This is a genomic window from Vreelandella sp. F11, from assembly GCF_042466685.1.
Classification (GTDB): domain Bacteria; phylum Pseudomonadota; class Gammaproteobacteria; order Pseudomonadales; family Halomonadaceae; genus Vreelandella.
Map to the genome: position 1 here is coordinate 3,256,215 of NZ_CP170448.1, position 14,522 is coordinate 3,270,736.

Consider the following 14,522-nt stretch of genomic DNA (forward strand, 5'->3'; position numbering starts at 1 on the left):
GATGCACGTACTGCCCCCCGCTATCTCGGTCATTTGGCTTAAACGCTTCAATGCATGTAAGGTTATTGAATGAACATTCAATTAAGGAGCTTTGATGCAACATCATCCGTTATTCGCCGCAATGACACTGGGTCTTTTGGCTGGTGCTACCACCACGACTGTTTTAGCAGATATGCCGCCACTGGAACAGCAGCTAAAAGATCTTGAAACATTCCAAGTAATCGCCCACCGCGGGGCCAGCGGCCACGCACCGGAAAGCACTATGGCGGCTTATGAATTGGCCCATGAGTGGAATGTCGATTACTTAGAGCTGGACGCCCAAATCACCGCCGATGGTGAAGTGGTGGTATTTCATGATGATGCCATTGACCGCACTAGCGACGGTGAAGGCAAGATTAATGACTTCACCTTGGAAGAGCTGAAAGCGCTGGATACCGGCACTTGGTTCAATGAAGCCAATGCTGATAAAGCAGATGCTGCCTTTGCAGGGGCACATATCCTCACTCTGGACGAGCTTTTTGAACGTTTCGGTCACGATGCTCGCTACTACATTGAAACCAAGTCACCGCAGCTAAACCCGGGCTTGGAAGAAGCCCTGGTAGAAACGCTGGAAGCTTATGACATGGTCGAAAATGGCCGCGTATTAGTACAGTCTTTCGAGCAGGAGAGCCTGCTCAAAGTGCAGAAACTGAACGACGACATTCCGCTCATTCAACTGGTTTGGTACTACCCCAGTGAAGAGGATGAATCGCGTTTAGTGGAGTGGACTGGCGTGACATCGGGCCCCGCAGAGATTAATGATGAAGACTTCCAGGCGATAGCGGAATACGCGTCGGGAATCGGCACTAACTATATCTACGAAGGCCAAGAAGTCATCGATGCCGATTTTATCCGTCAAGCAAATGAAAACGACTTGCCGGTACACGTGTACACCATTAATGAAACCGATGAGATGGAGCGTTTGATGGAAATGGGTGCAAACGGCCTGTTCACCAATTACCCTGACCGTTTGCTTGAGCTTGTTGAATAAGCTCGTTTTATAAGCATTCATTGAAACGATATTACGCCCGGCCTTCACTGGGCGTTTTCAATACAAGATTTTACTCTAGCCCAAGCTGCTCCAGTACCTGCTCTACTCTTTTACGGTCTCCCGTTTGGAGCGTTTGAAGCGGCTGGGGCAAGCAGGGCTGGCTCACTCTACCTGTGACTTCTGCAATGGTAGCCGCCACTCGCAGACTTCCGCCGTATTCACGGTATAGCGCCCACAGGGGCTCAAGCTGTTCTGAAAGTTGCTGAGCCGTTGTGGCATCCCCCGCCTGGGCCGCCCGGGTGATCGCCAGTGCTGCTTTCGGATATATCCCGCCGATAACCGAGTACCAGGCATCGCACCCCGCATTTAGACCGGTGGCTGCCGCCGCGTCACCGCTGATACCGATGGTGACATCAGAGGGAATCAGCTTGCGCAACCGTGCAACTCGCTCCGTTGCCGCTTGAATATCGCTGTTCACCGGGGGAATTTTGATAGAACGAACGTGGGGTAGATGGGCGATCCGACCATGCAGCTCATCGCTGAATTCAAAATGGGTAGTACCGGGGTTGTCATAAACGCAAAGCGGTACACTCAGCGATTGGGAAACCGTAGCGTAGAGGTCGAAAACCTCGTCAGAGGTAAGCTTTTGGTAAGAAACCGGCGCGAGCAATACACCGCTGACGCCTGCCTGCTGAGCCTTCTCTGCATTGGTCAGCACATCACGGGTACGTAACGCACCAATGCCCGCGATAACCGGTACGCCAGCCGCATTTTCAACGCTAAGCTTCACAACAGAGGCACGCTCATCAGGGTTCAAATAGGCGTAGTTCCCTGTCGAGCCCAACACGCCTATGGAGTCCACCCCAGCCTCAGCTAAATGCTCAACCAAATGGGCAAACTCCAACTCCTTGATGCCCTGCTCGCTCATAGGGGTTAGCGGAAATGCACTGAGGCCAGTGAACATAATGGGTGCTCCTTTGAAGATAGATGCCAATCGCAGTGTCGCACAGGCGGTTAACTATTATGTACAAACATACGGTAATGGAATAGCCACAACTTATCCTCGCTATTCGTTGACATAACATCCTGTTATTTTTCTTGAATTGATGTAGTGTTTGCGTATGCGCCGTATCGATACGGCACAATTGTGTTTGGATGCGTATCTTTCAGTCATACCAGAAGAGCTGAGTATAAACACAGTTCTGTTAGTGCTGCGAAGGGGAACACGTCATCAATTCATACACCGTTAATGTGCAGAGCAGAGCTGCATCGTGCGTGAAACTGGTGTTCATCAATCAACCAGTAAGTCACCATCAATGTCATCACCCGTTATAAGTGGCTCTTCATTACGACTGGCCTTACTGGCAGTGACCACCCTTTTTTTGCTGGTGGGAGTCACTTTCGCAGCAACGAATGCCATCGCACGTGAGGTTCCTCTGTATTTAGTGGCTCATCCTGATGTCGCCACCCAATGGCTGAATCGGGATACCACCCGCGCAATTTTCGCCATGCGTCAACGCTCATGGCCGGATGGCCAAGCTGTTAGGGTATTCGTTTTAAATAACAACAACCCCGTTCATGCTCGCTTTACCAAAGAGCAGTTGGCTGTTTACCCACACCAACTTCAGTTAGCCTGGGATCGCATGGTCTTTTCAGGCACCGGGCAAGCCCCAGACCGAGTAAACGATCAGGAAGAGATGCGCGAGCGCGTTGCCTCGACGCCGGGTGCTATTGGGTATCTTGAAAGGGAGTATCTGGATGATAGCGTCCAAGTCATTTCGATGGAATGAATGCCGCGCCATTGCCGCTGTGCTAGGCACCGTTGTGATGGGGTTATCTGCTAACGCCCAAAGCGACGAACAGGTGTTGGATACTCTGCAGGTGCATGGCTTTCTTAGCCAGGCGCTGGTTATTACTGACGATAACAATTTTTTTGGCCACAGTAGCCGTGATGAAGGCAGCTTAGAGTTCACCGAGATCGGCCTTAACGTCTCCTTGCGTCCTCATCAGGATGTGCTTGTTGCTGCTCAGGTGCTGAGTCGTCGAGCTGGTGGCGATAGCAGCGATGCAGCACCGAAATTGGATTACGGTCTGATCGATTACCAAATGATTTCTAATCAACAGCGTAATTTTGGTGTACAACTAGGCCGAATTAAAAATCCTTTTGGTTTTTATAACCAAACACGCGATGTAGCCTTTACACGTCCAAGTATCTTGCTGCCTCAGTCTATCTATTTTGATCGAACACGCTCAATGGCTCTTACAGGCGATGGAGTGACGTTTTATTTGGAAGAGCGATTGAGCAATGGGGTTCTACGGGGCCAAATTGGCTTAGGTGAGCCCCAGGCTGGAGATGACTTAAACCAAACTCTTCAGTTGAATCGTATTGCGGGCACCTTCGATCCTCAGCAATCCGCCATTGCACAGGTTCGCTATGAGCATGACGGGGGGCGCGTTGTTGCGGCGGTGAGCAAAGCCGAAGTGAAATCCCGCATAGAGTCACACCAACCCGGAGTAAGCGACGGAGATTTTTACTTTAAACCTTGGGTATTTTCCCTCCAGTACAATCAAGAGCTTTGGAGTTTAACGGCTGAATATGCGATCCGCCGCTCAGGTTTAAAAAACTTCGATCAGTCCTCTTTGAATTTTGATACCACAGGTGAGAGCTGGTATTTACAGTATACAAGACGCTTTTATGACGATTGGCAGTGGCTAATACGGTATGACAGTTTAACCAGTAATCGTAATGATGCCTCGGGTAAAGCGTTTGAGGCTAATGGCCAGGGGCCAGCACATACCCAATTTGCAGATGACCTAACTTTTGGCCTGCAGTGGACACCGCATCCACAAGTTATGCTGGCAGGGGAATATCACCATGTGGACGGCACTGGCTGGCTGCCCATCCAGGACAACCCCGATTCATCAGCAACAAGTCGGAGATGGAATATGTGGCTATTCCAGTTATCACTGCGCTTTTAAGGCTTCCCCCAATCCGGCTAGGACGTTACCGCAATGAAAACACCTACCCTTTTGCGAGCGCCTCAGCGCCTTAGCCTAACATGGCGGGTTATCGCGTTAAGCAGCCTGCTGCTTTTAGGGCTGGTATCGCTTTTTACTTGGCTAGGCCACGACAACTTAACTCGTCAGTTTCAGGAAAGCCGGGCTCAGCATCATGAACGTCAGCAGCGAGAAATCCGCTTAGCGCTACTCCGCTCATCGGAAAATTTACGCCAGCTAGCCGGCTTAACTGCCGCTTCTGCTAGCCTTGGGCTTCCCTTACAAGCAGGTAGTTCAGCCGATGTCGAACAAGCTCTGGACGCCCAGTGGCCCGCTCTTCAGTTGGAGGCAGGGATTGATGAGATTCTAATCATTAATACTCAAGGAGAAGTCTTGGGCAGTTGGGGGAACGGGTATTCGCAAGGACAGCTCCCCCTACTAAGCTGGGTAAGGCGTGTCATAAATTCCGAACAACCTCTCTCAGCGCTTCGCTGTTCAACTAGCTGTCAGCAGTTCGCTGCCGTACCGGTGCTAGAAGAGGGAGAAAGTGTCGGTATGGTCGTGTTGTCCCGTTCGCTAGCCGATGTCACTCGGCAAGCCAAAGAAGTTTCTGGCAGCGAAGTCGCGCTACTCGTAACAGGATCCGTTGAAGACAGCCAGGTAACCGCAACACGGCAGTTGCAAGCGTGGAATGGCCAGTTGCTGGCACTCACCAGCGAAGAACAAAGCTTAATACCTCTACAGCAAGCGGCTAATACGACTTCTGTTCGCCGCTTGATGGAAGCCCCCCTCAGTCTTGAGTATGACGGCAGGCATTTAGAACTCAGCGCAGTACGTATGGAAGAGGATAACGAACGTAATAATATCGGGTACTTCCTGCTGATATCAGACATTACCGAACAAATTAAGGCGATTAATCAGGATACCCGCATGCTGCTGTTCGTAGGTGTGCTCGGCTGGATTGCCGCTGAACTACTGTTATTAGTCATATTGCTAGGCCCAATGGCTAGGCTACGAAGAATCGCCGGATTGCTCCCTGCCCTAGCCGACGGCAAGTTCAGCGACATACACTCCGCCATTCCCAGCCACCGGCGCCGGATCCCCGATGAGATAGATGTGCTTGAAAGCAGCACGCTCGAGCTATCGCGGCAACTTGAATTGTTAGAAGGCGAGGTTCAGGAGCGCGGTCATCAACTAGCCGAGCGCATTGAAGAGTTAGCTGAAGAGCGTGATTTCATTAGTGGTCTGCTGGACACAGCTCAGGTATTTATTATTGCCCAAGACTGTACTGGTCGGATCAGCCTAGCCAATGAGTATGCGCAGTTGATGTTGGGGCTAAATGAGGCTTCGCTGCTTGGAAGGCATTTTGTTGATGTTTTCGAGGCGGGCGTCCCTACCACTGTGAATACGTTTTCCCAACCCCAGCAAGAGGAGAAAACGCTACGTACGCCCGATCACCGGCTCCATACTATTGCTTGGTACCATGCACCGTTACAGACAGGTAGTGAGGGGAAAGTATCCCGCCTATCTGTAGGGCTCGATATTACCGAGCGTAAGGCTGCCGAAGCACGTTTAACCTGGCTGGCAGAACGCGACCCGCTGACAGAGCTTTACAACCGTCGCTATTTCCAGCATGCATTGCAAATTGCTCTTGACCGTCCCTCGAAAAAAAGTGGGGCGGTACTGTTGCTGGATTTAGACCAATTCAAAGAGGTAAACGAGCTGAGTGGTCACCATGTGGGCGACAAATTATTAAGCGAAGTGGCCGACACACTCCTTCATAACCTTGGCCGCCGTGGCGTTATTGCCCGCCTTGGTGGCGACGAGTTTGCACTTTTATTAGAAGACACCAACGCCGATCAAGCAGTCAGTGTGGCGCAATATATAGTTCAACTGCTGGATAGTATCGGCTTCGCTGTCGGCGAGCGACGGCACCGTGTAACTGCCAGTATTGGCATTGCTCTATTCCCCACCCATGGCACTACACCTGCAGATCTTATGGCTAGTGCTGATGTGGCTATGTACAAAGCCAAGGAAAGTGGTCTTCATCACTGGCATCTTCTTTCCAAATCAGAGAATGCAAAAGACGAACTACAAGAACGAGTTTACTGGGTTGATCGCATACGCAATGCACTTGAAGAGGATAGCTTCGAGCTTATGGTGCAGCCCATCATGCGCCTGGAAGACAATGACGTAAAACACCATGAAGTACTGCTGCGAATGCGCGATGCAGATGGTAGCCTTATTTCTCCCGCCCACTTTATTCCTATTGCTGAACAGAGCGGACAAATCATCTTAATCGACCGTTGGGTATTGCGACACAGCTTAAAAGCACTTAGCCAATTGCAGGATCTAGGTATTACTCTAGCTGTGAATCTTTCCGGGCAATCCCTACACGATGGAGGCTTAAAACAGTATTTGGCTGATGAGCTGAATGCCAGCGGAGCTGACCCTCACCATCTAATATTGGAAGTTACAGAAACAGCGGCGGTAACCGATTTCTCTACCGCACGCGGCGTGCTACAGGCAGTACGCGACCTGGGTTGCCGTACCGCGCTGGATGACTTTGGGGTTGGCTTTAGCAGTTTCCACTATCTAGGCCAGTTGCCCGTCGATTATATAAAGATTGATGGCTCCTTTATTCGCAGCTTGTTAATCAGCCCTGACAGCCGCATTATCGTACGTGCTATTGCAGACATTGCTAAAGGGTTTGGCAAACAAACGATTGCAGAATTTGTGGATCAGGAAGCGATATTACCAATCTTAAAAAATTACGGCATAACTTATGGGCAAGGATACTACCTTGGGAGACCAATAAAACTTAACACAGCGTTTGGCATAACCAAAAATCTACCGTAAATTTCATTCTGGATTTAAATAGGGATAGCGCATGAAGCCTTCACAACAGAAAGCTAACAATAGGGAATCACCAGAGGTATTGATTGATAGATTCATTAAAGAATTCAAATTCAAGCTTTGCATAGCCGCACATGAGAAAGAGCTGGCTTATCGCCTAAGGCATGACGTTTACTGTGAAGAGCTTCAATATGAAAAAGCCAGCGACCCCATTAAAAAACTAGAATTTGATATCTATGACCAAAACTCTATTCACTGTTTGATTGAACATCGCAGAACTGGACTAGTAGCAGGCTGCGTGCGAGTTGTTGTTCCAACTCCCTCTAACCACTATCCGCTTAACCAGCTTCCTTTACAGTCTTATGGACGCGATAGCCTGACACACGCTGAACTACATCCCGACAAATTAGATCCAGAGAGCTTTTATGAAATTTCTCGGCTGGCTGTAAATCGTCTTTTTAGAACAAGACCCAAAGAGGATATTGTGTCTACTGCGTCCAACCCCATGAATGATACTTCTTTTTTTTCTACTGAAGAGAGAAAACTTTTTCCTTTCCTAGCTACCAGTCTATTTATCACAGGCTATGTTTTAGGTAGACAACTAGGTAAAAATCAGGTTTTTGCAATGATGGAACCTAGTTTACCTAGACTTCTCGCCCTTACTGGGTTTCATTTCACCAAGGTAGGCGAAACAATCGACTTCCATGGTCGCAGAAGCGCCTACTACATCAATAAGCAACAAGCAGAAAACGGATTAAAACTAACACTTTTACCACTCTATCAACATATACAAGAAACACTAACGCTTCAATTAAGAGAAGTGCCTCATGAATGTTCTAGCACCTCTCTCACAACTTGAGCCTTGCGTTTATATTTCTACGGTGGCCCCTCCATGCTCATCCAATGGTGATGAGCGCCTAAAGTCATCCACCGTTACACTGGTAAATTTTGCCAAGAAAAACACTAGCGTTTCGGGATATTGGAAACGCTCTTCAAAGCGCTCTTGACCCTCTTGTGAGCGCCGCGTCACGCTTGCTTTATAACCTTCACTCGATTTAGACACCTTTACGCTATTCTCACGAGTGCCGTCACGCTTAATTGCCGTAATTGGGGAGTGCTCGCTTAGTAACACGTCTAGCTGTTGAGCGGCAGTGCGCTCCTCATCGGATGCCCAAAGAGGTTGATCCCGGTCGCCATAACGGTAAAGCATAATCACCAGCATGACGGAGAATATGCTACTGGTCAGCATCCAGGTTAGTAAAACGCTCGAAAGCGATGATGTCAGCATGATGACCATTTGAACCACAACGCCCACCGCCAGCACACCGGCCAAGGGCCTCCACATACGAGGGTTCATGAACCCTCGTTTGAGGATGTATCCCCATAGTCCAATAACTGCTAATGCACCCAACAGCAAATGAATGGGAGCAAGTAGCGTCCCCCCTCCAGCCAATATGGCAATCACACCAATGATGACCATCAAACTGTAGAAGGCAGCCAGCAGGTAGTAAGCACGATCCAGGGTCATATACAGTCTCCATGCAGAGTAACCGATGGCTTATGGTGCCATCGGCTTTATTGTTATAGGCATGCGGATAAAGCCTTGAATTGCAGTATAGATGATCACCACAATTCTTCACTATTACGGTGGCAATCAGCAAGGCTATCAGCGTTCCGGGTCACAGTCCTTGCGCGCCCCGGCGTAACCAGTCGTGGACAAAGGCAAGCTTGCGACGAGCCGTCTCTGATAGCACAAACGGATACAGATCCGGCAACCCCATCGAGCGGTTTACATGGTTAACCCCGACGGTTAAAGCTGCTGCCACATATATTAAACGCTCGGCATCTGGCTCGGCATAAGGATCCCACTGGGGGCTTGGCAGCTCCGGCGAAGCGAGATCTGATGCTGCAAAGCTATCGGCAATATCGGTTAAATGCAGCAGGTGTGCGGCCGTTTCGGCCCAATCTTCGTGTGGATGTGCTGAGGCGTAGGTGGTTAAATAGTGCTCTTTCCAATCGGGCGGTGGGCCATCCTGGTAATGGCGCTGTAGCGCAGCCTGATAATCCTGACGCTCGTCGCCAAACATCTCGCGAAAAGCATCTAGGAAATCCTCACGTAAGCTGAGCCGCCACCAAAGCATATGCGAAATTTCGTGACGCATATGTCCGATCATCGTGCGATAGGGCTCTTCAAGCGCTTCTCGCCGGGTCGTGACTAACACAGGGTCTACTTCGGCCACACTAATGGTCACTACCCCCTCTATGTGCCCCATGGGGACAGGCGAACGCCCTTCCGCCAACAGATGGAAAACCGGCGGTGCGCCTGGATCTTCCGGGCGGAACCAGTGCCAACGGCCCAGGTTATCTAAAACCCAGCGTTTGGCTGCTTCTGTCTTTGCCCAATTTGGCATCGCATCAGGCAGGCTGGGGTCTGGCGCCAGCGCTGTCATAGCACAAGCGCGACAAAAAGCGCCTTCTTTAGGGGCGATCCAGTTACAGCCGATAATGTCGCGATTGATACAGAAAGGCGGCATTGGCACAAAAGCACGGGCCTGGGGGTCATAGGCAACGGGGATACCGTCTGCGGTGGCAAGATTGTCGAACCATAGAGAGCCGGAACCGACGGGATTTGAAAAGACGCGCATACGGTAAAGCTCCTGAAAGCAAGGAGAAGAGAACCTCTATCGACTGACTAAAGTTCTCTTCTCCAAAAGTCCTGTAAAAAGTGTGCAGCACCCCTTACTTCATTTCGAAACCGCGCTCGATCAAAAAATCGCGCATATGAGGGCGCAACTTGTTATCGAACAATGGTTTAAGATTGCGGGACCAGTCGGTATCTTTATTACTGCTGCTGCGAGCCTGATAATAAGCCTGCATCGTGGTGTCGAAGGCCTCTACCTGCTCACTGTCTTCAGTGTAGTAGTCTTCTTTGAGAACCGCCTCCACGGGTAAGCGTGGCTTTACTTCAGGCGCTTGGTCTGGATAGCCGAGGCACATACCAAACACCGGATAAACGTGCTTGGGTAGGCGTAACAGATCACTAATCTGTTGGGGGTTATTACGGATACCACCGATATAGCAGATTCCTAGCCCCTCCGACTCAGCAGCTACCGCTACATTTTGTGCCATCAACGCTGCATCTACTGTCGCTACCAATAGTTGCTCAGTCATGCCTCGAACAACGTTAGCGCCTGTGCGCTCCGAGGCTTCCGTTGGGCGCTTCATATCGGCGCAGAAAACCAGAAAGTCTGAACAGGTGGCAATATAACCCTGTCCACCGGCCAGCTCGGCTATCTGCTCACGGTTCGCCTGGTTTTTTACGTGGATAACGGTATATGCCTGAACATGGCTGGATGTGGCTGCACCCTGGCCGGCTTGAATTAGCTCCCGCAGTAACTCGCTTGAAATCTGCTGATCACTAAATTTGCGGATCGAACGGTGGGATTTCAGTAACTTAATAACGTCGTTCATGGAACCTCGCTTTTCTGGATAACGCTTATCTAACATAACTAGCCGATAGGGTAACAGATTCGTACAACATGACGGGGTTGGCTGATTGTTTTAAAACTGACTACAGCAAATGGATGATCGCGCCGCGCACGCCACGTTGATCAATCCATAATTTGCCAAGCGTAATAGGCAGCTTGAATCGCCGCTTTCCCGCCGCACCAGGGTTGAAGAGCAGCTTTCCTTCCTGATGTTCGTTGCGTGGCTTGTGGGAGTGGCCATGCAGAACAGCCACACAGGGAGTCCTTGGGTCGAAATCCTCTAGGCGGTGGACAAGGTGCAGGTGTTTTTCGTTCACAATGATGTCCTGATGTATCGGCAAACTCATTGCCCACGTTGGCGTATCGATATTGCCCTTCACACAGTGCACAGGCGCCATTGCCTCCAAACGTTGCAAGATCGTTTTATCCGCCTCTTTGCTGCCCACATCCCCCAAGTGAAGAATGAGCTCGCACCCTTCAAGTAGATAAAGAGCCTCATCACGCAGCACACCATGGGTATCGGCAATCACGCCAATAGGAGTATCAATGCTGTAGCACGGTATAGATGGACACATTCACAACCTCACTGCGCAGACAAATCGCATAATTGTAGCTTTTTTTGCTAGAACGCTATTAAAAGTTGCGCTCCTGGGCCGATATCTAAGCTATTAACCCGCTAGCGATGGCGAGTCATTTATTAGATTTTCATTGTCTATCTAATAAGTTAGACACCAGCAAGCTATACTGCTAGGGCTATACGCTGATAACTGACATGTGATGGAATAATAACGACGCCAGGAAGCCGATATGACCAATACCTCTCAAAATGCACCCGGGCAAGAGTGGAATGCCAGCAACTACGCCCAGAATGCTAACTTTGTACCTAAGCTAGGCAGTGAAGTGGTCAAGCTATTAGCGCCTCAACCCGGCGAACGTATTTTGGATCTTGGTTGTGGCGACGGCTCATTAACAGAGCGCCTTATGCAGTTGGGCGCAGATGTTCTCGGGGTAGACGCTTCAGAAGAAATGGTAGACGCCGCCCGCCAACGCGGTGTAACCGCCAGAGTCATTGATGGGCATCAACTGCCTTTCGATCATGAATTTGATGCAGTGTTTAGCAATGCGGCGCTGCACTGGATGCTAGACCCCCAGGCAGTACTTGCTGGCGTTAAGCGTGCATTAAAGCCGGGAGGCCGGTTTGTAGCTGAGTTCGGCGGCCATGGCAATGTTGCCGCTATTTGTACCGCCTTAATCGCCGCCCTGCAGTTTCGGGGCATTAGTGCCCGCGGGCGCCACCCCTGGTACTTTCCTACAACACACGAGTATGGCCATATGCTGGAAACCGTCGGTTTCAAAGTAGAAAGCATTGAGCTAATCCCGCGCCCTACGCCACTGCCTACTGGCATGATTGGGTGGCTTGAGACGTTCGCCAGCCCGTTTTTACATGGGCTCGACGAGGATGTGCGCGATGCCGTACTGGAAAACACCTTAACGCTGCTGGGCCATAGCCTTCGCGATGAGCAAGGCAACTGGACGGCAGATTATGTGCGGCTGCGCGTTGCTGCCCGCGCATAAGCATTAATCCCCTATATAGACGTAAAAAAAAGCCGCCGACGATAAGTACGCTTTTCGTCGGCGGCTTTTAGCTTATTAAGAACTAGAACTCATCCCATTCATCGACGGCCTCTTTTTTGCTTTGTGTCACTTGCGGGCGCGGCGCGGGATCACTACGACTGCCGACATGTTGCTGCTGTGAGGCGCCCTTATGCGTCAGCGCAACAGCGCTGGCACTGTTCTCATCAATGCGGAAGGTAGCCATCAAATCGGCTAACTCGCGGGCCTGCCCCTCCAGCGAACTAGCGGCCATGCTGGTTTGCTGTACGAGGGCAGCGTTTTGCTGAGTGACTGAGTCCATCTCGGTAAGCGCAGCATTAATCTGCTCAATGCCACTATTTTGCTCCCGCGTCGCGGTCGAAATCTCTCCCATCAGGGTAGTGACCTGGCGAATCGCATCAACCGTTTGATGAATCGTCTGCCCACTGCGCTCCGCCTGTTCAGCGCCACCGTTAATTTTCGTGGTGGTCTGCTCAATCAGGTTACGAATTTCTTTAGCAGAGTCAGCGCTGCGTGTCGCTAGTGAACGTACTTCACTGGCCACAACGGCAAAGCCACGACCCTGCTCACCGGCCCGAGCGGCTTCAACTGATGCATTGAGTGCTAAGATATTGGTTTGGAAAGCAATGGAATCGATAACACCGATAATATTGTTGACTTGGCTGGCACTGGCGGCAATTTCGCGCATGAGTTGCACCGTGCGCTCCACCTCTTCGCCCCCTGACTCCGCCGATTGTGACGCCGCGACCGAAAGCTGATCCGCCTCTTGGGCTGTTTCAGCATTTTTACTGACCGTCGTCGACATCTCTTCCATGCTTGAGGCTGTTTGCTGAAGAGCCGAGGCTTGCTGCTCGGTTCGTGAAGAGAGATCCTGGCTGCCCGCAGAGATATCACCTGCCCCACTGAAAACCCGCTCGCTACTGCCTCTCAACGCCATCACCAGTTGTTTTAACTTCTCCTGCATAGCCGAGAGTCCACTATACAACTGACCGATTTCGTTACGCCCACGATCCTCAATCTGGTCAGTTAGATCGCCGTCGGCAATCCTCGCAAAGTGTTCACTGGCACGCCGCAGGGGCCTTACAACGCTACGCATCATTGCCCATCGAATCACCACCACCGCCACAAGTGAAATCACTAAAAGGGTAATAGCAATGCCACCAATCGTCGTTGCTAAGCGATTGAGCCGTTGAAGGACACTAGCGCCACGCTCTTCTGTATAAGCGATAAAACCACTCATGGCCAGATCCAGTTCGGCGCTTAATGTTCCCAGCTCCTCTTGCCTGCGCTGAATTTGAAAAGGCGCGGCCTCGAGCAGTGGCGAAATACCCTCCGTCACAAAGGCATTATAAGCGCCGATAATCGCATCCCGGTGGGGCGCCAGCGTACCTTCGGGATTAATTGGCACAGCACGAAACTCATTAAAGCGTGCCTCTGCATCAGCAACCGCCTCTGCCGCCATGGCAAGGCTCTCCTGCCCTTTGTCCGGATTGCCCTGGGTACTGAAACTTGCCGCGCGGTCTAAAAAGGTTTGCGCTCTAAGTGCATGTACCTGGGTGCGGTTGGCTAAGTTAACGAGCCGTACGTTGGTGGCAGCCAGTTCTTCAAGCGCCTGCGAACTACTATGACTGGAGTAAAATCCAAGGCCACTGATCAAGCCTATCATAAGCACCAGTAGGGCTAACGCAGCAGTCAGGCTCCATTTGATAGAGAGGTGCTTCATTCTGTTCATTCCTTAATATTTATAGTTTATTCAATATGATATCGGCCAATATAAAATAATCTAAAACGCCATCGGGTGAATCTAGATGGCGTCCTAATATGACCTTTATCTGATATTGAGTATGATGATTGACCGCACGGCCTTTAAGACACTATGGCAACCCTTTGGCGGCTGGCAGTCTGAGCCACGTCTATCTGAAGCCAAGCCCCTGCCATGCACTCCAAGCGAGGAGCGTCGACTACCCCCTGTAAGCGCGCCCGCGATAGCAGCGTGGCCTTGGTATTGGCTTTAAGCGTACCCACCATGTGCCCATCAATATCGACACAACTCCCCTCAATATAGGACGCTACATGGCCAGAGGCAGTCACAGAGACAGGGTGATTGGGCGCGATGAGCGTCCCCTCTAAACGGCCTTTAATGAGCACAGGCTCATCGGCGATCACTTTACCTAAAATATGCGTGGCTGCCCCAATGCGGCTGCCGCATGATAGGGCTTCTATGCTGGGAGGTGTCACAGTAGAGGCATCTGCTTGGGGCGGTGACATCGCTTCAGCGGGTTGATTGGAGATGGGCGCAGCCTTCACTGCCTGTTTTTTTTGCGCTATACCAGCGGCACTTGATGAGCGCTGCTTTAGCTTACGGCGCTTGCCATCCCATACGATCAGCGTCATTACGCCAACGCCCAGCACAATAAACCATACTTGAATGCCCATACCCTTCCTGCCGCTTTAGATGTAGTTGCCCCAGCTAACGTTATACTCGTTCTGCTATATTGCGGCGGCGTGAATAAGCCCATTCACTTGGCTTAACTCCA

Annotated in this window: 13 protein-coding genes; 6 read left to right on the forward strand and 7 right to left on the reverse strand. The window is 50.8% G+C overall.

Going from position 1 to position 14,522, the window contains the following annotated elements; genetic code table 11:
• The first annotated feature begins 94 nt into the window (after positions 1-94).
• Positions 95-1,030 (forward strand): glycerophosphodiester phosphodiesterase family protein, encoded by a 936-nt coding sequence (locus ACFIOZ_RS14925; RefSeq protein ID WP_386079208.1) that lies wholly within the window; start codon positions 95-97, stop codon positions 1,028-1,030.
• Between the two features lie 70 nt (positions 1,031-1,100).
• Here ACFIOZ_RS14925 and ACFIOZ_RS14930 read toward each other — a convergent pair whose 3' ends face one another.
• Entirely contained in the window at positions 1,101-1,994 is an 894-nt protein-coding gene (locus ACFIOZ_RS14930; RefSeq protein WP_386079211.1) for a dihydrodipicolinate synthase family protein, read from the reverse strand.
• Between the two features lie 352 nt (positions 1,995-2,346).
• On the opposite strand from ACFIOZ_RS14930, the gene ACFIOZ_RS14935 reads away from it, so the two are divergent.
• The 4 genes from ACFIOZ_RS14935 to ACFIOZ_RS14950 are packed head-to-tail and all read left to right on the forward strand — an operon-like array spanning position 2,347 to position 7,742.
• On the forward strand, positions 2,347-2,820 hold the full coding sequence (locus tag ACFIOZ_RS14935; RefSeq protein ID WP_386079213.1) for a hypothetical protein: 474 nt from the start codon (positions 2,347-2,349) through the stop codon (positions 2,818-2,820).
• Positions 2,789-4,009: a hypothetical protein gene (locus ACFIOZ_RS14940; RefSeq protein ID WP_386079216.1), complete on the forward strand. Its 1,221-nt coding sequence runs from the start codon at positions 2,789-2,791 to the stop codon at positions 4,007-4,009. The genes ACFIOZ_RS14935 and ACFIOZ_RS14940 overlap by 32 nt, the downstream gene beginning before the upstream one ends.
• 33 nt (positions 4,010-4,042) lie before the next feature.
• Positions 4,043-6,886, forward strand: coding sequence for an EAL domain-containing protein (locus ACFIOZ_RS14945; RefSeq protein WP_386079219.1), 2,844 nt, complete (start codon positions 4,043-4,045; stop codon positions 6,884-6,886).
• Positions 6,887-6,917: 31 nt separating this feature from the next.
• Positions 6,918-7,742, forward strand: a complete 825-nt coding sequence (locus ACFIOZ_RS14950; RefSeq protein WP_386079221.1) for a PEP-CTERM/exosortase system-associated acyltransferase — start codon at positions 6,918-6,920, stop codon at positions 7,740-7,742.
• Positions 7,743-7,751: 9 nt separating this feature from the next.
• On the opposite strand, the gene ACFIOZ_RS14955 is transcribed toward ACFIOZ_RS14950, so the two are convergent.
• From ACFIOZ_RS14955 to ACFIOZ_RS14970, 4 genes are all read right to left on the reverse strand, one after another.
• Complete coding sequence (locus ACFIOZ_RS14955; RefSeq protein ID WP_386079224.1) at positions 7,752-8,411, reverse strand: hypothetical protein; 660 nt, start codon at positions 8,409-8,411, stop codon at positions 7,752-7,754.
• A gap of 151 nt (positions 8,412-8,562) precedes the next feature.
• Complete coding sequence (locus ACFIOZ_RS14960) at positions 8,563-9,528, reverse strand: zinc-binding metallopeptidase family protein (protein ID WP_386079226.1); 966 nt, start codon at positions 9,526-9,528, stop codon at positions 8,563-8,565.
• A 94-nt stretch (positions 9,529-9,622) separates the two neighbouring features.
• On the reverse strand, positions 9,623-10,354 hold the full coding sequence (gene nfsA, locus ACFIOZ_RS14965; RefSeq protein ID WP_386079229.1) for an oxygen-insensitive NADPH nitroreductase: 732 nt from the start codon (positions 10,352-10,354) through the stop codon (positions 9,623-9,625).
• 100 nt (positions 10,355-10,454) lie between these two features.
• Complete coding sequence (locus ACFIOZ_RS14970; protein WP_386079232.1) at positions 10,455-10,946, reverse strand: metallophosphoesterase family protein; 492 nt, start codon at positions 10,944-10,946, stop codon at positions 10,455-10,457.
• 232 nt (positions 10,947-11,178) lie between these two features.
• Between ACFIOZ_RS14970 and ACFIOZ_RS14975 the strand changes: the two genes are divergently transcribed.
• Complete coding sequence (locus ACFIOZ_RS14975; protein WP_386079234.1) at positions 11,179-11,946, forward strand: class I SAM-dependent methyltransferase; 768 nt, start codon at positions 11,179-11,181, stop codon at positions 11,944-11,946.
• An 82-nt stretch (positions 11,947-12,028) separates the two neighbouring features.
• Here ACFIOZ_RS14975 and ACFIOZ_RS14980 read toward each other — a convergent pair whose 3' ends face one another.
• Together ACFIOZ_RS14980 and ACFIOZ_RS14985 are read right to left on the reverse strand one after the other, a co-directional pair.
• Complete coding sequence (locus ACFIOZ_RS14980) at positions 12,029-13,708, reverse strand: methyl-accepting chemotaxis protein (protein ID WP_386079236.1); 1,680 nt, start codon at positions 13,706-13,708, stop codon at positions 12,029-12,031.
• Between the two features lie 143 nt (positions 13,709-13,851).
• Positions 13,852-14,421 carry a bactofilin family protein gene (locus tag ACFIOZ_RS14985; protein WP_386079239.1) on the reverse strand — a complete coding sequence of 190 codons (570 nt, stop codon included), beginning with the start codon at positions 14,419-14,421 and terminating at the stop codon, positions 13,852-13,854.
• Between the last annotated feature and the right edge of the window lie 101 nt (positions 14,422-14,522).

Coding starts and splice junctions, on each gene's coding strand:
- ACFIOZ_RS14975 (WP_386079234.1), top strand. CDS start 11,179: ATGACCAATACCTCTCAAAATGCACCCGGGCAAGAGTGGAATGCCAGC.
- ACFIOZ_RS14955 (WP_386079224.1), bottom strand. CDS start 8,411: ATGACCCTGGATCGTGCTTACTACCTGCTGGCTGCCTTCTACAGTTTG.
- ACFIOZ_RS14935 (WP_386079213.1), top strand. CDS start 2,347: ATGTCATCACCCGTTATAAGTGGCTCTTCATTACGACTGGCCTTACTG.
- ACFIOZ_RS14970 (WP_386079232.1), bottom strand. CDS start 10,946: ATGTGTCCATCTATACCGTGCTACAGCATTGATACTCCTATTGGCGTG.
- nfsA (WP_386079229.1), bottom strand. CDS start 10,354: ATGAACGACGTTATTAAGTTACTGAAATCCCACCGTTCGATCCGCAAA.
- ACFIOZ_RS14945 (WP_386079219.1), top strand. CDS start 4,043: ATGAAAACACCTACCCTTTTGCGAGCGCCTCAGCGCCTTAGCCTAACA.
- ACFIOZ_RS14950 (WP_386079221.1), top strand. CDS start 6,918: ATGAAGCCTTCACAACAGAAAGCTAACAATAGGGAATCACCAGAGGTA.
- ACFIOZ_RS14960 (WP_386079226.1), bottom strand. CDS start 9,528: ATGCGCGTCTTTTCAAATCCCGTCGGTTCCGGCTCTCTATGGTTCGAC.
- ACFIOZ_RS14930 (WP_386079211.1), bottom strand. CDS start 1,994: ATGTTCACTGGCCTCAGTGCATTTCCGCTAACCCCTATGAGCGAGCAG.
- ACFIOZ_RS14985 (WP_386079239.1), bottom strand. CDS start 14,421: ATGGGCATTCAAGTATGGTTTATTGTGCTGGGCGTTGGCGTAATGACG.
- ACFIOZ_RS14925 (WP_386079208.1), top strand. CDS start 95: ATGCAACATCATCCGTTATTCGCCGCAATGACACTGGGTCTTTTGGCT.
- ACFIOZ_RS14940 (WP_386079216.1), top strand. CDS start 2,789: ATGATAGCGTCCAAGTCATTTCGATGGAATGAATGCCGCGCCATTGCC.
- ACFIOZ_RS14980 (WP_386079236.1), bottom strand. CDS start 13,708: ATGAAGCACCTCTCTATCAAATGGAGCCTGACTGCTGCGTTAGCCCTA.